The sequence below is a fragment of the Bacillus sp. NPDC077411 genome (assembly GCF_044543425.1).
Lineage (GTDB): Bacteria > Bacillota > Bacilli > Bacillales > Bacillaceae_G > Bacillus_A > Bacillus_A bruguierae.
Genome location: NZ_JBITWA010000008.1, coordinates 29,462 through 47,471, shown reverse-complemented (window position 1 = coordinate 47,471; position 18,010 = coordinate 29,462). Strand labels below are relative to the sequence as shown.

Here is an 18,010-nt window from a genome sequence, read left to right as displayed (position 1 = left end):
AAGACTAGAACATTTTCGAAAAAATGGGTATTGAGTCGCTTCGAAGACCTGTTCATATATTTCAAATCGTAACAATCTACAATATAGAGGTGGCTATAGTGACAATCGAAACACTTTGGACGAATCGTTTTCAGCAACATCTACAAAAAATCACGATGTACTTTGCTCGTATTGTAAGTGGTCTAGTTTATAGCTTCCTTATTCTTCTTGGCGCTGGCGGCTATTATTATGCAAAATTTCTTCGTTCCTTTCCATCTGAGTCTGTTGCATTAACCATTGTGATGATTTTACTTACGGTTATACTCACTCGTTCTCCCATTCGAACATTTTTACAAAAGCCAGATATCCTATATCTATTGCCGATAGAGGAAAAACTAGCCTATTATGTTAAGCGTTCTCTTTTATATAGCTATATCATGCAACTCTTTCCATTATCATGCGCGGTACTCATCATTACACCTCTTGCCCAGCAATCATTACATACAACTCCCGCTTTTTTATGCGGAGTCTTTGTCATTCTTGCTTTTATAAAGTGGTGGAATATGTACATACATTGGACATATAGAAATACAGACTTTGCTTCATACTGGTTACTTATTCGGATATTCTGCAATGCAGCTATTACATATACAATATTTCAATTCTCTTCCATTACGGTTGTAGGAAGTATACTCCTTGTCATAACGCTCTTATTTTTATATACGATGAACAAACAAAAAAGGCACATTCATTGGGAATATTTAATAGAGCAAGAAGAACAAATGGACATGCGCTTTTATCAATTTGTACATTTCTTTACAGATGTACCGCAAATTAAACAACAAGTCAAACAAAGAAAGTGGCTCACCACCTGGATTGAACAAATCTTGTATAAAAAACAATCTCCTTTTTTATATTTGTATAGTTTATCCTTTGTACGTACTAACGATTACTTTGGTATGTATATACGATTAACTTTAGTAGGAGGCTTTCTTTCCTACTACATTCCCACCTTTATTGGAAAAGGAATCGTCACGTTATGTTTCCTATACATATCATTTTTACAACTTCGTGCTCTTTGGAATTATTTTTCAGGAAATAGTATTGTAGCATTGTATCCAGTTTCACTTGTAGAGCGAAAGCGGGCTTTTATGACGTTTATCTATATAGTGAGTTTTATACAGTTTTTGTTCTTTTTCGGGGTTATTTTACTGAAATAAAAAGAATCCATTTTGATCACAATGGATTCTTTTTATTTCGAACATTGCCGAAGGGTCTTTATTCCCTGTCGAATCGCCGATATATTAGAAAAACCGCCGATAAATACATCATTTGCACCGATATATCGTGAAAATCGCCGATAAACTTAATTCCGAGTATAGGCAGTAGTTGGAAGCAAGGAGTAAACGTTCGTATCATATGCAACATTATTTTGATATATATAATTTCTAAGAACGCCTTCTTTTTGAAAGCCTAATTTTGTTAGTAGTACATTAGATGCTTTATTTTCTGTAAAAACAACTGCTCCAATCCGAGTTAAATGTAGCTCATGAAATCCGTATGATATAACTTTTAAAACTGCTTCAGCGGCATACCCTTTTCCCCAGTGTTCAGGTAAAAGGGCATAAGCGATTTCCGCTCTCTTATGTTCGAAAGACCAGTCATGAAATCCAATCGTTCCAATAATTCCTTCTGTTTCTTTTATTTGAATTCCCCATTTTATCCCACGTTTTTCTTTATAGTTATTTGAAAAATTCCTAATTATATTTTCAACCTGTTCTAGATCTGTTAATGGATTTTGTCCGTAGTAACGTAATACATCCTCATTTGAAAAGCAATTCAATATTCCTTGTGCATCATCTTCTATTAGTTCTCTCAAAATTAGTCTTTCTGTTTTTAAAATAGGAAACATTCTCCCACTTCCTTGTTCTATATATATTCACTTTGATTTTTTAACATACAAATCGCTACTATGTAGAATACAACATGCCCACTACTGGCCTGCTCCTTTTGTTTCAAACCTCGCATGTGGCAGAAAAAGGCCCTGACCGCTCCTATGCGCGGCCAGACGCTCTCGCCCTCCCCTAAGTTTTATATCGGGTTTCAATTTATATTTATATATAACACTTTACCCATTAAATCTTCCCATCAAAATAGTATTATAGTAATTTCCATCCGATAAAATTCTATCATTTTTTAAAATCCCTTCTACTTCAAAACCGTATCTTTCATAAAGACTTTTCGCTTTATCGTTCGTTTCAAGAACATTCAAAGTGATTTTCTTAATTCCATGCGAGTCTGCCCAATTGATGGATTCTGTTAAGAAGTTCTTTCCAATACCGTATCCCCAATACTCTTGTAATACGCAGACACCAAATTCTACTTTATGAGATGTTCTTTTCAATTTGTTCCCTTCACACCTTGAAAAACCTGCAATTCTTCCATTCACTTCAGCTACTAAAAATAGATTACTCACACTGTCTGTATCCTCTTTAATGATTTTTTTAAAACCAGCTTCATCTATGTATGCTTCGCCTTTTTCTCTATCTAAATTCTCTGTTTCGCCATCTATTTGTAATCGTACTTCAGATAAATTTTTTGCATCTTCTTCCATTGCTGACCTAATCATATAACGTATATTACGACTATAAAATTCTTTTGGGCTAATTTTCATTATAATTATCTCCTATATAAATCTGTTTTAATGTTTCGACACATAATTCACCGCTATGCAGAATACAACACGCTCGCTACCGACCCGCTCTTTTGTTTCAAACCTTGCATGTGGCAGGAAAAGGCCCTGACCGCTCCATGCGCGGCCAGATGCTCTTGTCCTCCCCTAAAAGAAAGGGGTTTTATGTCGTTTTTTTAGCTTATATACATATCTTCTATCTTTCACACTTACTTTAATATAATAGAAAGGTTAATAAAACAAGCAGCCTTCTCATTATCCTATCTTCTCCCCTTGACGATGATACATATCAACTGCTTTCTTAAATAAGACAATACTACTAATTCCTATGAAGCAGTACAAGATACTCATCCCCCAAGATGCAATAACGGAACCAATCATAATGCCAAGCGTTCCTACCATCTTTGCGATTTGAAAGACCATGCCGTTTATGGCCATATAAGAACTTCTCGCATCGTCTCTTGCCATATCTGCCCGAATCGATTGGCTGACTGGCACATACATCATTTCTCCAATTGTTTGGAACAAACCTGCGAGTAATAAAACCCATAGACTGTTACTTGCTCCAAATATCGTAAATCCAATTGTATAGATAAATAAACCTGTATACAGTACTTTCCGGTCCTCAAAGTGATTCATGATTTTTACCATAAGCGCTGAAAATAAAACGACTAGTACTGTATTTTCAGTGGAGATCCAGCTTAGCATCCGAATCCCTGTTAAGTCAAAACTATTTCCGTTCCAAAGTGAAAATGTTATCGTTTCAAATTCTTTTTGCAGACGGACACCGATATAGTTATTAATTTGAAACTCTAATGATAATGCGCATATACTTCCTAAACATAATACGATAAATGCCTTGTCTTTCACGACTACTCGGTAATTGCTCACCATATCTGTTAATACGTTTTTCTTTTCTACTTTCTTTTGAACGACATATACTTCTTCCATGTAAACTGTAATTAAATACAGTGTTAATAATGCAATACCTGTCAGCAGCATAAATAATTGAAAACGATAATGTTCAAAGAGAAGTCCGCCGAAAATCGCACCGATCGCAATCGATAAATTGATTGCCCAGTAATTAATGCTGTACATCATTTTTCGGTTTTCCGGTGTACTTACATCAATTAGCATTGCTTCTGTTGCTGGATTCATCACGCCAGAACCGATGCTATTGATCAGTAAAAATACAAATGTAAGCCAAGCTGAATCTATATAGTCTGAGTTCACAACTCCCATGCAAGCAATAGAAATGACTTGAATCACCTGTCCGATAATCATGACCTTTTTCCGTCCTAATGTATCGGCAATATAGCCGCCATATAAACCAACAATAAGCGACGCAATTACATTCAATAACAATAAGAATCCCGCTAATGCCGCTCCTAATTTTATGGAAAAGTAAATTGCCATAAATGGAAAAATCATCGTTCCTACTGTTCGAGTTAAAAAGGATGTAATAATTCTAATTTTAATGTTGCGATGCATTGACCAAAATCCCATTTGTTCCCTCCTCCTTCTGTTTCTTCATTTTACTTTGAAAAAGAGGAAGAAAAAGGTTAAAATATTCTGAAGAGTTTCCCCTTTTAGAAAAAGGAGCTGTATAACATGAAAATTATGGACCACTATATTCGGCTAAGACTTTCCTTTCCAAATGAACAGCATATTCAAAATAGTCTCCAAGAACTGGCCGCTATTTTATTTTGCAGTACAAAAAATGTGAAGATTTTACTGAAGAAAATGAGTGAAGAAAAACTGATTGACTGGATACCAGGAAGAGGCCGAGGAAATAAAACGGAAATTCACTTTCTTCATACATTTACAGAAGCGATTTTGCCGCATGTTGAAGAACTTTTAAAAAATGAGAAGTTAAAAGAAGTTTTCCTTCTATTGAAAGAACCGTTGCCTTTTTTACTGAAAGAACAAATAGAAGAACGATTAAATACTTATTTTGGATATACAACTTCAGATGATCTGTATGATGTGCTAAAAATTCCATATAATCGAAAATTACTCCCCATTGATCCAGCTTTTGCAGCTGTGACAACAGAAAGTCATCTTATTAGCCAACTCGTTGATACATTAGTGAAATATAACGAGAAAACGGACGAAATTGAGCCGCATTTGGCACATACGTGGGAAGTAAGCGATAATCAACTTACTTGGACATTCTACCTGCGTAAAGGTGTTCGTTTTCATCACGGGCAAACATTATCAGGAAAAGATGTAATCTTCTCCTTTGAAAGGTTACAGACCGTTCAATCTCCTTTTGACTGGTTAACAGAGGGAATTGCGAAAATAGACAATCCATCTCCTCTGCAAGTTATCTTTCATTTACGAAAACCAAATCGATTTTTTCTACATTACGTAAGCTCTGTGCAATTATCCATTTTACCGCATGATGTAATGATCCAAAATCACCAGTATATTGGCACAGGTCCCTTTAAAATAAAAAGTCTTACCGAAGATCATATTATTTTAGAAGCATTTCCAGATTATTTTAAAGAGCGGGCACTCCTTGATCAGATTGAATTTTGGTTTGTTCCAAAGCAGTCAAAAATACGAACAAATTACGAATTACCGAACATGGGGTGTAAAGAAGAAAAGGCGGTGGAAACAGAAGAAATTGGCTGTATATACGCAGCATTTAACTTTCAAAAAAACGGCCCGCAGCATGATATCTACTTCCGAAAAGCGTGGGCAGAAATCATGGATCCCTTATCGTTAATCCAAGATCTTGGTGATAATCGTACAATGCCAGCTTATAGCTTCTTTCCCGATAAAAGCCGTACAATGCATAAAGAAACATCTTTATCGAAAGCGAAAGAATACCTGCAACAAAGTACATATAACGGAGAGACGCTACACATCTATTTCTTTGCGGTTAAAGGTAGCGAGTACGATGCAATCTGGTTACAAAAACGATGTGAACCACTCGGCATATGTTTACAGCTTCATCCCTTTCCAGTCACTGATTACTTTAACAAAGAGATTGCCAAGCAAGCTGATATCATTTTAACAGGAGAAGTGCTCGACGCTAATCTTGAAATGGCTTTTCTACATATCTTTAAAAATAAAAGCTGCTTTGTTCATCGTTTTAGACATCCGCATTATCATAAGCAAATTGAAAGCATGCTTGACCGCTTTATAGCAGAGCCAAGTAAAGAAAAACGATATGACTTCATATCTACAATCGAAAAACTTCTTAGTGACCAGTATCTTCTTATCTTTTACTACCATGTCTTAAAAAGAAGAAGTTTCCCATCCGCCTTGCAAAATGTCACCATCGATTCGTTCGGGTGGACGGACTTTGCGAAACTGTGGATTCGTCCTCATGCATAAGAGGCGGAGCTAAACAGCTCCGCCTTCTTTTTCGCTTTACAAAGGCAACACAGTAGAATACTTAATCTCTCTTAGCGCTAAACTCGTTTGAATTCTCGTAATGCCGAGCATATTTAATTTACGAATAAAACGTTCCAGTTCATTTCGATCGCGATGCACCACTTTTAAAATATAATCATACTCCCCCGTTAAACAATGACATTCTAATACTTCTGGCATTTCGCGCATCGCTTTCTCTAACACTTCAAGCTTCTCTGCTTGATGAATATTTGTACTAACAAAAATAAAGCATAATAAGTCAAATCCAAGTTTCTCTTGATTTAAAATAGCTACTTGCCGATTAATAAATCCTTCGTTTTCTAATCGTTTCACCCGTGCGTGCGTAGCTGGCGGTGAAAGATTAACGCGTCTTGCAACCTCCGCATTGCTCAGCTGCCCTTCTTGTTGCAGCACATTTAAAATTTGAACATCTAAATCATCTAACCGTTCCATTTCCAATCTCCCTTTTCAAAGCAAACGATTATTCGCGAAAACACATAACAACCGCACTTAAAATGAACAACATTTCGCAAAATAGCATAATCACTTTATATTATTTCGAATTTTATTAATTATACAAAATAACATATATGACAAACAAGAAAAATGCTACAATTTACATAGTTTAAAGTATATATATTACACCACCGTGCACAGTGGCTTTCTTTCATCAAACGGGCAATGCGCAAGCCCTACTTTCTTGTAAAAGGAGCTAACTCGTATTATGCCTTATGTTATTTTATTACTCATCACAAGCCTATTGTGGGGCGGAAATTTCGTTGTGGGAAAATCTCTTGTCGGGCACGCTTCGCCGATGACACTTACGACTCTTCGCTGGGGCATTGCAGTCATTTGCCTTTTCCCCATTGTTTGGCTGAAAGAAAAGAAACTATTCCCGCCGAAAGAGGCAATTCTTCCTTTATTTCTAATGGGAGTTACTGGTGTTGTTTTCTTTAACATATTTCAATTTTGGGCGTTAGAGCATACATCAGCAACAAATGTTGGACTTATTTCTACGTTAAATACGATTTCTATCGCTGCTTGTTCAGCGCTATTTTTAAAAGAAAAAATAAATATATGGCAAATCACATCGATGATTATTTCCTTTTTTGGCGTTACGCTTGTTCTTTCAAAAGGAAAAATAGATGCACTGTTTTCCTTACATTTTAATATCGGTGATTGGTGGATGATGGCCGCGGTATGCGTATGGGGCATTTATTCTGTTTGCAGTAGATGGGCAACGAAAAAGACAACGCCAATGATGTCTACTTTATATTCTGGTATCTTTGGTATTATCATATTGATTCCCTTTAATATCTCTGATTTCACTATTTCAAATGTAAACGCTTCGTTCTTAGGATCTATCCTGTACACAGGTGTAATTTCAACTGTGTTATGTATGGTTTTCTGGAATATCGGCGTCCAAAAATTAGGGGCGACTACAGCTGGTATTTTCTTGAATTTCAACCCGATTTTCACTGCTATTTTAGCGTTTCTCTTATTAGGAGAACAGATGACGTGGATTCAAATCGTCGGAAGTATGATTGTGATTGGTGGCTGTTACTTATTTTCACACTTTAAATCTAGTACCACTTCATATACATCGACCCGCTTGGCAAAGACTCATTAAGAAGTATGCCAAACATTGTCGAAGAGTCTTTTTGTCGTGTCGAATCGCCGATATATTCTAAAGAACGGTCGATATATTGCGAAAATCGCCGATAATCGATACAAAACTTGAGCTGGCAAAGGCACATAGATGCCTTTGCCAGCTCTCACACAAAATACTTCTTAAGCAATGGCGGCGTAATAATTGTCGTCAAAATAACAACGATAACAATGGATGTAAAACTCTCTTTCGCTAATAAATTGGCAGTCAATCCGTTTGAAGCAATAATGAGTGCTACTTCTCCTCTTGATACCATTCCTGCTCCAATACTAATGGATGAACGTAAATCAAATCCTGTTAACCGGGCTCCAAGTCCTGAGCCGATTAATTTTGTTAATATAGCAATAACGGTCATAATGATAATAAACCATATTTGATTCCCTAATCCTTGAAACGTAATTTCCATCCCAATACTCACGAAAAAGATAGGAACAAAAATTGCATATGCAATTGGTTCAATTTTATGTTCTACTTCATGCTTATATGTAGTTTGAGAAATGGCAATTCCGGCTGCAAACGCTCCGATAATCCCGGCGATCCCCATCATTTCACTGTAATAAGCAAAGGAAAAGCAAATAATGAGCGCCGCACTAATTAATGATTCTGAAACACGAAGCGGCGATAACATTTTCATAATAAACGGAACACCTTTCCAACTAATAAAAAAAATTGTAACAAAAAAGATGACTTTCTTCGCAATGACAATCGTTACGTTCACATCTTGCGCCCCGAGAAAACTCATTACAAATGCTAGTAATATAACAACGATCACGTCATCAAATACAGCTGCTCCTAAAATCGTTATGCTTTCCCTCGTATTCATTTTTCCTAAATCTCGTAATGTTTGCACGGAAATACTAACAGAAGTCGCACAAAGAAGTAGCCCTAAAAAAATCGCATGCGCCTGCACCATCCCAAACAAAAGACCACCAACATATCCGCCGACAAACGGAAAGATAATTCCCCCTATCGCCACAGCAAAGGATGATGTAAGATTACGGCTTAATTCCTCTAAATCTGTTTCAAGCCCAGCCATAAACATAAGAAGCAATACACCAATTTCACTCAATTCATCAATTAGCTCAGAACTATTAATAATACCAAGCATTGCCGGACCAATTACAATCCCGATTATTAACTTTCCTAATACAGATGGTTGTCCAAGCCGTACGCTAATATCACCGGCCAGTTTTGTACAAAGTAAAATGACGACAAGTTCAAAATAAAATAACATGATATCTTCTCCTACGTAAAAATGCATTCGTTTCTTACTGTAGTGTTCGCTTAATTGTGTCGTTTTATTTGTTACAGTTTTTATTGACAAAATATTCTGAAATATGATAAATTCACAAGTAAAATTACATATTTATTCCAAAAAGTACAACTGCACCATTCTCCATTGTATTTATATGTCATACAATCTTGACTCTCTACTTCGTTCTTTCAGGTGCTACGAAACCTCGCAGTTGTGTCTATCCCGTTTTCTAGCGGAAGTAAGAAAGACCACCATTTTACGGAGAGGAGATTTGAATTTGAAAACACTTTTACGAAAGAAACCCCTTACGACCGAAGCACCACGTCAGCTGAATCGAACATTAAGTGCCCTTGATTTAACCTTTTTAGGCATTGGAGCTGTGATTGGGACAGGCATTTTCGTTTTAACCGGTATTGTTGCGGCAAAGCACGCTGGTCCTGCTATTATGCTATCGTTTCTCATCGCTGCCTTTACTTGTGCATGCGTTGCTTTTTGCTATGCTGAGTTTTCCTCTTCTATTCCGATTTCAGGAAGCGTTTATACATATGCTTATATGACCGTTGGAGAAATTGTCGCTTTTATCGTCGGCTGGTGTTTAATGCTTGAATATTTACTCGCAGTTGCTGCAGTTGCCGTTGGTTGGTCTGGTTATTTACAATCACTACTGCTTGGGTTTGGAATCAAACTCCCGGCCACGATCGCTTCGGCCCCTGGTATAGGAAAAGGAGGGCTCATTGATTTACCAGCTGTTCTCATTATCCTTTTTATTACATTACTTTTAGGTAGAGGCATTCGTGAAAGCGCACGTATAAATAATATTATGGTATTAATTAAATTAGCCGTCATTATTGCTTTTATCGTTGCCGGCGCAAAATATGTAAAACCAGAAAACTGGACACCGTTTCTACCATTTGGTTACGACGGAATTATTGCCGGAGCCGCAACTGTATTCTTTGCCTTTTTAGGCTTTGATGCGATTGCAACTGCTGCTGAAGAAACAAAGAAACCGCAGCGCGACCTGCCAATTGGAATTATTGGCTCTCTTCTTATTTGTACCGTACTATATATCATCGTTTCTTTTGTATTAACAGGGATGGTTCCTTACACACAACTAGACGTATCAGATCCAGTTGCTTATGCATTAAGGTTTGTTGGTGAAGATACAGTTGCTAGTTTACTAGCTGTAGGGGCAATGACGGGGATGACAACCGTTATTCTTGTCGTTATGTATGGACAAGTCCGCGTCTCCTATGCGATGAGCCGTGATGGACTACTGCCAAAAGCATTATCTCGCGTAAATCAAAAATTCAAAATTCCTTTAGTAAACACATGGATTATGGGGATTGGCGCTGCGGCACTTGCTGGTTTATTAGATTTACACATGCTTGCAAACCTTGTAAGTATCGGTACATTAACAGCATTCACGTTCGTTTGCTTTGCAGTATTGATTCTACGAAAAACACACCCAGACTTACCACGAGCATTTCGAGTCCCATTTGTCCCTATTTTACCGATCATTGCAATTTGCTGTTGTCTATACTTGATGTTCAACCTGTCAAAAGAAACGTGGATTAGCTTTGGAATATGGCTAACAATTGGTTTATGTGTATACTTTTTCTACTCAAAACGAAACAGTCATTTAATTCTTTCTAAGTCAAACGATGAGAAAAAAGAAGCGTAAAAAAGCAAGCTCGCTATCCTTAGTGAGCTTGCTTACGTCTTCACTTCTGTTCTTTCTTCTTTTTCCAAGATTCCATACTATCAAAGAAAAAGTTAATAAACAATGCTCCTAGTCCTCCTAATACAAAGGTTATTAAAAAAAGCATCCACAGGCTTTTATCTCCCAAAAATTTATATCCGACTAGGAGCACGATACCAACCCATATATACTCAAGAATTTGTTTTATCTTTCGATTCGACACATCATCCGCTCCTTATACACAATCTCTATTCTATTTTAACATATATAAATCCAACTTGACTTTCCAACATACAAGTCGCCGCCATGCTGAACAAAAATAACCTGCTACTTTCGTTCTCTCTTTGTTTGAACTTCGCACGTGGAAGAAAAAGGCCCTGACCGCTTCTACGCACGGACAGACGCTCTCGACCATCTAAAAAGAAAAGGTGTCTATGTCAGGTTTTTAATTTGGATTTATATATATTCTACTTCCTCAAGTCCCGAATGATCCTCACACAAAAGAGACTTGTCCATGACAAGCCTCTTCCCCGCCCTATTTGTTTATACTTTTCTCAGCAAGCCCTATGGCATCCTCTAATGCACGTTGCATACTATCTGCACGTTGATCCGTCATTTTTTGATCACGTACAACCGCTTCGGCTACTTGTATTTTTTGCTCTAATGCTTTCACTGGTTCATGCTTGTATTGCCCTACCTCTGTTCCTACTTGTATCTTTGTTAAGAAATCTTTTGCTCCATTAATCTTTACTTGAAGCTTTTCTTTCGCCGTTTGTGGCTTTTCTTCTGCCACTTTAGAATTTAAAAAGGTTTGATGTGCCGTTTGTAATGATTGATACATTGTAACGATTTCTTCTTTTGTTACCGTCATTCTTTCAAATGTTTCTTTTGCACCATTATATGCTTGTTGTAATTCAACAAACGCTTGTTGTGAATATTGACCAGGTTTCTCTCCAAATTCGTAAGTACCTGCCAATGTTTCTTTTACCTTATTCATTTCTTCATATAAGTTTTGGATCTCTTCTATTTTTATCCGATTATGAAACTCATTATAAGCTGCTTTCACTTCAGAAGGCGTTAACGCCTTACTATATAGTCTTGCAAGTGCAACCTTTCCATTTAACGGAACATTACCATTACCAGCGCTTGTTGGATCTGCTCCAATCGCAAATGGTACGTTTGGATGATACACTTTCCCTGTTACTCGCTGACTATTTACTTTTTTCCCATCTACATATACTGCAAGTTCACTTCCATTATATGTTCCTGTTAGATGGTATGTTTTATTAGCTTCTAGCTGTACACCAATATGTTTATAACTGCCACCAATATGTGCCCATAATTCTACATAACCAGAACCTGTTGACTCAAATCCAATTCCACCGCTTTCGGTATTTTCCATAATTGCTTGATTACGAATTTGATTCATAGAAAACGCTGCTTCAAGTGTAAAGGAATCCTTTACCTTTTCTTTTTGCTCATTTGAAAATGGAATATATCCATATGTATTATCCTGCCCACTTAATTTTATTACGTGTTTCTTTAAAGGTTTCTCATACTCAATTGCTACATTTCCTTTTACACTTCCATTTGCACCAAACAATGAATAGTCTTTAAAAGTACCATCTAAAAAGTTCACATCGAATACATCTGCTTTCGGTACTTTCGCATTCGGATCGATTACTTCTGTATTCGTTTCAAATTCTTCGCGCAAAGGAGCACTACTTTCATTTCCAAATGAATCTAATGGTGTTACTTCTATGTTATATTCCGTATTAATATCTAGTCCACCTAATGTAAATGTCAACTCTTTAGGCACCGGATCCCGGTAAAATTCGGAAAAGACTAAAAGCTGGTTTTTCACCTTTCCTGTTGCTTTCTCTTTTGCTTGCAAACGGTATGAGTGAACGAGTAAATTATCTACAGCTTGTGGAAATGTCGCTGTCACAGATGTCTCTGTTATATTCGAAAGTTTCAGCTTTACATCCTGTAAAAATGCCGGCTTTTCCTTATCGCGATCTTCTGTATACTTGAAAGATTCTTTCTTTGCTGGAAGTTCAACTACCCACGGCTCACCTGTCCAAGAGTTATTATGAAAATCACGGCGATGAATCGTCACTTTTTGATCGTCAACTTCTACCAATAAGCCTTGGCTTAATGTTTCAGCTCCCGGCGGAATATTTCCTTGTACTTTTCCCTTTTCTATTTCCATATAACTAACTGATGATGTCCCAACAGACGTAAAATCTTTTTGATGAATTGACCTTGGATCATCAAGTGGATAATGAGAATGACCAGAAAACGTTACAGCTTGTGGATATTCTTTTAAGACTTCATTAATTTTGGCACTATCATTTGTCCCCCATTCATGACTCCCGTACACTGTTCCTTTAATATGCTGATGTAAAAAGACAAAGATTGGTTTACTTGGATCAGCTTGCTTCGCTTTTACTAATTCCTGTTTTAACCAATTAATTTGTGTATCTGAATAATATCCATGTGTCACTCCATTTTCCGGACTCATCACAAGAAAATGATAGCCTTTTACAACTTTGTGATAATAGATAGATTCCATTCCTGTTTTTTTAAGAAAACGTTTCTGTGCATCATGCGCAATTAATCCATTCCAATAATCATGATTACCTAAAGCATACATAGCAGTTGCATTTTGATTTCCATATTGCTTATAAGTTTGGAAGAAACGATCATACTGTTGCGTCGAACCGCTGTCTGTAAAATCACCAACAACTACAAAGGCATCTTGGTTTGGAGCTACTGCGTTTAATTGCTGCAGCGCTCTTTGAAAACGAAACGTATCATCCGTCCCACTATTTTTAATATGTACATCACTTAACACCGGAAAAACAAGCTTCTTCTCAGACGATCCTTTCTCTGTTTTTTCTTCTTTTGTTTCCGCAAAACTAGTCCAAGAAAAAGATGTAAATACTAAAAAGAAAACTGTTAAAAAACCAATAAGACCTTTCACTTTACACAACGTCCTTTTAATCACAAAAATCCTCCTCGCGTATATTGTAAAATACAAGAATATTTTAGCGAAACGTTATTAAACTAGTATAAAATGAAGGTAAAAATTGTTAAAAATTTGTAAAACAAAGTAAAAACCGCCAAAATACGGCGGTTTTCTTATCGATATTCTCTTCTATTTTTTTTCTTAATAAGCTTGTACATAACGACCCCAATTAAGAAAACAGCTATCATTCCTAACACCGGCAGCATATACTGCTCCACCATAGCACCAGCCTTGTGCCAATGCGGACCTAGTTTCATTCCGACATAAATATAAAGTGCCGTTAATGGGAACATCGCAACAAATGTGTAGATGATAAACTGCCAAATATTCATTTTCGCCATACCGCACGGAATCGAAATAAGCGTACGTACACCTGGAACAAATCGCCCTGTAAATGCCACCACTGGACCATATTTCGCAAAGAAATGATCTGCTTTTTGAATTTGTTCTTCTTTAATAAAGAAATACTTTCCATATTTTATTAATAGAGGACGGCCCCCGTAATATCCTAAAGCATACAATGTTAACGGTCCTGTCGTTCCTCCAATTGTACCCGCTAAAACGGCAATCCAAAAATTCATATCACCTTCATATACCCAATAGCCCACGAGCGGCAATACAACTTCAGCTGGGACAAACTCAAACGTTAAAGCTAACACAACACCAAAATAGGAAAATTGTTTTAAGTAATTAATAAAATCTAAAATCAGTTGTTCCATCTATCTTTCTCCTACTCTATTAGTCCATACTTATCCTGTAAATGAACAGGAGCCATCTTCACAATGCGCTGCAAAATAAACAAAATTACCGCTACATCATCTAGCACACCAAAAAACAATAAAAAATCTGGAATGATGTCAAACGGAAACATGACATATCCACATAAGAATAAGATAGAAAGCATTTTCTTCTTCAATTCAACATCCTTCGATATAAAGAATTCACCTAAAAACGGAATGAATTTACGTACTTGAAAGATTAGACGTACTCTTTTCCACAATTTTCTCATATTCCTTCTCCTCTCTCGTTCTCCTATTCCTGCATACAAAAAGGACCTTTACCGAAATGGTAAAGGTCCTAAAAAGACAATAAGGGGCCCTTACCATGATTGGTAAAGGTCTCACTAACAACACGATTGTTGCCAACAAAGCCGAGGGTTTCTCCCTGTAATGACGACTTTGCTGCAAGAGCTACTCCCCTTTATATACATGTTTTATACCGCTATGTTAAAAGATTTCATATAAAAAGTCAACGTTTCATGCATTAGCTAATAGCCCTAACAGCTCATAACAAGAAGTCTCTGTATAGGAATCCCTCATTACTAACATACTAAGCATATTCATTTTCTTTATAAATGATTTTGTGTAAAGGAGGATATTCTTTTGTATACAATTTGGAAAGGCTCTCTCTCATTTGGATTACTCAAAATTGGGATTAAATTGTATAGTGCAGTAGAAGAAAAAGATATTAAGTTATTACATCTTCATAAAGATTGTCTTACTCCTATTAAATATAAAAAAATTGCTCCCAATTGTTTAGATGAAGAAGTAGAGGAAACGGATATTGTGAAAGCTTACGAATACGAACCTCATAAATACATTATTTTAGATGAGAAAGAATTAGAGAATTTAAAACGAACCCACGAATTACGAGCAATACACTTTCTTTCCTTTATTCAAAGTGACGAAATAGATCCTATTTTTTTCGATCGTTCCTACTTTGTTGGTCCTACTACTGGGTCAGAAAAAGCATATTTATTATTAAAAGAGGCTCTTGATCGAACGAATAAGTTAGGTCTTGTACATATATCTCTTCGTAAAAAGCAGCATTTAGCAATTGTCCGCAATTTTGGTCAAGGTCTACTGCTACAAACCATTCACTATTCCGATGAAATCCGAGAAGTTGAAAACATTCCAAATCTACCAAAACACGAAGAAATCCCCATCCAAAAACAAGAACTTGTTGCAGCAATGAACCTGATTCATCATCTTACCACTCCGTTTACACCAGAAGAATATACAGACGAATATCGAGAAGCTCTCCTTAATCTCATTGAAGAAAAAATAGAACATGATGAAAAAACAGAAACAATTTTCCCTTCCAAAAACATTGTAGACATTATGGAAACATTAAACGCCAGTATTGAACAAACCAAACAAAAAACGAAACTACAAAAACGAAAGGCCAAATAAAGTGAAACTTCCATCAGTGGGGAGCTTCATCCCCCACTGATGGAAAGCCTGCCCAATCGGGCTTTTACGGACAGTTGTCCCCCACCTATCTTCTTTAGAAAAGCGGAAGCGGCTCGCTCAGAAGCGCAGGACGCCCACGTCCCTGACAAAGAGGCGCTTTTTGCCTCGTCGAAGGGGCGAAACGACCGGAGATTCTAGCCGCTAGAGCTGGACAACGCTTCTCTCTAAATTTTGAGGTAGGGGTCTTACTGCCTACGAATAGCGGGATAAATTGGCCTTTCATTTCCCTAAAAGGGTTTGCAATTTGGAATCTCAATTCCTGAAGACTGCGCCAGTTTTAATAAATAATAGCACTCTTCCCTTGCCATATGATCTGGCATTCTCCCCGAAAGCGAGCTTAGCATTTGTCCCGATAACTCTAACTCTTCTAGTTCCTGAAGAAAACGCGAAAATAAAGTAATTTCCAGCGAAACATCTTTTGTGAACTTCTTTAAAGCAGGGAAAGATACTAATTCTGTCCGTAAATAACCAGCCATTTCAACAGCTTTTAAATATAATTGTTCAAAATGCTTTTCATATTCTTCACTTTTTTCTTTTAAACGTTTTTCAACAGAATCTAATCCGGTAGACATGGCTTCTGCATGACCGGCTGCATCTATTAACCAAAGAAGATGATGGTGTAATTCGTGAAAAAGAGGAGGCACTTTTCCTTCCATTAAATATTTCAGTATCGTTATGTATTCTTCGACTTCATTAACCATGTGATTAAGAAATGTCGGTGTTAAATGAATAGAAATTTTCCCTTCTAATTGTTTATGTAAAATATGCAATTTAAACTTTCTTATTTCATTTGCCGCTTCATTTGCCTCTTTTGCAAGTGCAATTAAGTTAGTAGTTCCAATTTTCTTTTTCAATTCATCAAACTTTTGTATAAAATACATTGCTCGCTCGATTTCCTCTTTTTCTTTAGGAGCTAAAGCATCCGTTATAAAATGAGCATGATCTTCCAAAATCCTTAACCAAAACCGATGCTCGAATAATGCATTTTCTTCATAAGCTCGATCCATCATATTTCCCCCTCACAATGGACGTTTCTTATTATATATATTCATGCACCTTTTGCCTATGATAAGGAATCCCCACTCTCATATTGTGATTGCAACTGAATCATATGCTGATCGGGATCATAAACAGATAATACTCTTTTCTTCTCTATATAATCTTCCAGTTCTGTGTACATAACTTGGTAGTAATCTAACTTTTTCAATAAATTTTCCACTTCATGCAGCTGTATATTCACTTCGATTTCCGGAAGAAATTGTTCACACTGAGCAGCTTCTTTGTCCCTATTTAGAACACAGCAAATCCGCATTTCCCCTGCATCATACCACACCCCAGGTACATCTAATTGCGGCCTTTCTATACTTGGCCGAAAACCTAATATACCTTCATAAAAATATAATGTTTTCTTTAAATCACTGACCTCTAACACAACAGAATGTATCATCTTATCCTCCTTCCCCTTTCCCATCTATTAGTTTTTGTATATGAGTCATAAACGATAATTATGTTTGAATACAATACATAATAGCGATGTTTTCCAAAGGAGGTGTATAAGTTGGATAAATCTGTGAAGTCATACACACCGTATCACAGTCCGCAAGACCCCTGTCCACCCATCGGGAAAAAATACTACTTTACCCCGCCGCATTTATATATGGGATTTCAGCCGCCAAACTTACCGCAATTCCCTCCAAGTGAAGCACTAAAGAAAGGGACACTGTGGCCTGCTTTATATGACTATTATGAAAATCCTTACAAAAAAGGACGGTGAGGCTATTATGACGCAACCACTTCCTAATGAATTTTATAAATGGATGGAAGAAATGCAGGAACTCGATTTTGTACTCGTAGAACTCACCCTCTATTTAGATACCCATCCTGATGACGTTGCATCCATTAAACAATTTAATGATTTTTCCTATAAACGCAGACTATTAAAACAGCAAATTGAAGAAAAATACGGACCGCTTCAACAGTTTGGAAATAGTTATTCAAAAGCTCCTTGGGAATGGAATAAAGGACCTTGGCCATGGCAAATGTAAAGGT

18 protein-coding genes are annotated in these 18,010 nt (G+C 36.7%); 7 read left to right on the top strand and 11 right to left on the bottom strand.

Annotated elements, in window-relative coordinates; translation table 11 throughout:
• The first annotated feature begins 23 nt into the window (after positions 1-23).
• Positions 24-1,199: an ABC transporter permease gene (locus ACIGHG_RS12500; RefSeq protein ID WP_396548684.1), complete on the top strand. Its 1,176-nt coding sequence runs from the start codon at positions 24-26 to the stop codon at positions 1,197-1,199.
• 146 nt (positions 1,200-1,345) lie between these two features.
• On the opposite strand, the gene ACIGHG_RS12495 is transcribed toward ACIGHG_RS12500, so the two are convergent.
• The 3 genes from ACIGHG_RS12495 to ACIGHG_RS12485 form a co-directional block, all read right to left on the bottom strand.
• Positions 1,346-1,891 (bottom strand): GNAT family N-acetyltransferase, encoded by a 546-nt coding sequence (locus ACIGHG_RS12495; RefSeq protein ID WP_336473816.1) that lies wholly within the window; start codon positions 1,889-1,891, stop codon positions 1,346-1,348.
• Between the two features lie 216 nt (positions 1,892-2,107).
• A complete protein-coding gene (locus tag ACIGHG_RS12490; protein ID WP_396548681.1) occupies positions 2,108-2,653 on the bottom strand; it encodes a GNAT family N-acetyltransferase in 546 nt (181 codons plus the stop codon).
• A gap of 273 nt (positions 2,654-2,926) precedes the next feature.
• Positions 2,927-4,177, bottom strand: coding sequence for an MDR family MFS transporter (locus tag ACIGHG_RS12485; protein ID WP_396548679.1), 1,251 nt, complete (start codon positions 4,175-4,177; stop codon positions 2,927-2,929).
• A 105-nt stretch (positions 4,178-4,282) separates the two neighbouring features.
• Here ACIGHG_RS12485 and ACIGHG_RS12480 point away from each other — a divergent pair, with 105 nt between their 5' ends.
• Positions 4,283-6,016, top strand: a complete 1,734-nt coding sequence (locus ACIGHG_RS12480; RefSeq protein ID WP_336473819.1) for an SgrR family transcriptional regulator — start codon at positions 4,283-4,285, stop codon at positions 6,014-6,016.
• 36 nt (positions 6,017-6,052) lie between these two features.
• Here ACIGHG_RS12480 and ACIGHG_RS12475 read toward each other — a convergent pair whose 3' ends face one another.
• The gene (locus ACIGHG_RS12475) at positions 6,053-6,508 is read right to left on the bottom strand and encodes an Lrp/AsnC family transcriptional regulator (protein WP_090918506.1); all 456 of its coding nucleotides are present in this window, start codon (positions 6,506-6,508) and stop codon (positions 6,053-6,055) included.
• A 271-nt stretch (positions 6,509-6,779) separates the two neighbouring features.
• On the opposite strand from ACIGHG_RS12475, the gene ACIGHG_RS12470 reads away from it, so the two are divergent.
• Complete coding sequence (locus ACIGHG_RS12470) at positions 6,780-7,685, top strand: DMT family transporter (protein WP_396548676.1); 906 nt, start codon at positions 6,780-6,782, stop codon at positions 7,683-7,685.
• 145 nt (positions 7,686-7,830) lie between these two features.
• Here ACIGHG_RS12470 and ACIGHG_RS12465 read toward each other — a convergent pair whose 3' ends face one another.
• A complete protein-coding gene (locus ACIGHG_RS12465; protein ID WP_396548674.1) occupies positions 7,831-8,985 on the bottom strand; it encodes a cation:proton antiporter in 1,155 nt (384 codons plus the stop codon).
• Between the two features lie 271 nt (positions 8,986-9,256).
• Here ACIGHG_RS12465 and bcaP point away from each other — a divergent pair, with 271 nt between their 5' ends.
• Positions 9,257-10,660, top strand: coding sequence for a branched-chain amino acid transporter BcaP (gene bcaP / locus ACIGHG_RS12460; protein ID WP_396548672.1), 1,404 nt, complete (start codon positions 9,257-9,259; stop codon positions 10,658-10,660).
• A 40-nt stretch (positions 10,661-10,700) separates the two neighbouring features.
• Here the strand turns inward: bcaP and ACIGHG_RS12455 are convergent, their stop codons facing one another.
• From ACIGHG_RS12455 to ACIGHG_RS12440, 4 genes are all read right to left on the bottom strand, one after another.
• Positions 10,701-10,901 (bottom strand): hypothetical protein, encoded by a 201-nt coding sequence (locus ACIGHG_RS12455; RefSeq protein WP_090918513.1) that lies wholly within the window; start codon positions 10,899-10,901, stop codon positions 10,701-10,703.
• Between the two features lie 312 nt (positions 10,902-11,213).
• On the bottom strand, positions 11,214-13,685 hold the full coding sequence (locus ACIGHG_RS12450; protein ID WP_396548874.1) for a LamG-like jellyroll fold domain-containing protein: 2,472 nt from the start codon (positions 13,683-13,685) through the stop codon (positions 11,214-11,216).
• 137 nt (positions 13,686-13,822) lie between these two features.
• Positions 13,823-14,428 (bottom strand): DedA family protein, encoded by a 606-nt coding sequence (locus ACIGHG_RS12445; protein ID WP_336473823.1) that lies wholly within the window; start codon positions 14,426-14,428, stop codon positions 13,823-13,825.
• Between the two features lie 11 nt (positions 14,429-14,439).
• Complete coding sequence (locus tag ACIGHG_RS12440; protein WP_090918519.1) at positions 14,440-14,718, bottom strand: YkvA family protein; 279 nt, start codon at positions 14,716-14,718, stop codon at positions 14,440-14,442.
• Between the two features lie 373 nt (positions 14,719-15,091).
• On the opposite strand from ACIGHG_RS12440, the gene ku reads away from it, so the two are divergent.
• Entirely contained in the window at positions 15,092-15,901 is an 810-nt protein-coding gene (gene ku, locus ACIGHG_RS12435) for a non-homologous end joining protein Ku (protein ID WP_336473824.1), read from the top strand.
• Between the two features lie 287 nt (positions 15,902-16,188).
• Here the strand turns inward: ku and ACIGHG_RS12430 are convergent, their stop codons facing one another.
• Together ACIGHG_RS12430 and ACIGHG_RS12425 are read right to left on the bottom strand one after the other, a co-directional pair.
• Positions 16,189-16,968, bottom strand: a complete 780-nt coding sequence (locus ACIGHG_RS12430) for a DUF2935 domain-containing protein (RefSeq protein ID WP_336473859.1) — start codon at positions 16,966-16,968, stop codon at positions 16,189-16,191.
• A 56-nt stretch (positions 16,969-17,024) separates the two neighbouring features.
• Positions 17,025-17,408: a VOC family protein gene (locus tag ACIGHG_RS12425; RefSeq protein ID WP_336473825.1), complete on the bottom strand. Its 384-nt coding sequence runs from the start codon at positions 17,406-17,408 to the stop codon at positions 17,025-17,027.
• Between the two features lie 111 nt (positions 17,409-17,519).
• On the opposite strand from ACIGHG_RS12425, the gene ACIGHG_RS12420 reads away from it, so the two are divergent.
• Both ACIGHG_RS12420 and ACIGHG_RS12415 read left to right on the top strand, forming a co-directional pair.
• Positions 17,520-17,735, top strand: coding sequence for a spore coat associated protein CotJA (locus ACIGHG_RS12420; protein ID WP_396548668.1), 216 nt, complete (start codon positions 17,520-17,522; stop codon positions 17,733-17,735).
• A 7-nt stretch (positions 17,736-17,742) separates the two neighbouring features.
• Positions 17,743-18,006: a spore coat protein CotJB gene (locus ACIGHG_RS12415; RefSeq protein WP_090918545.1), complete on the top strand. Its 264-nt coding sequence runs from the start codon at positions 17,743-17,745 to the stop codon at positions 18,004-18,006.
• Positions 18,007-18,010: the final 4 nt, after the last annotated feature.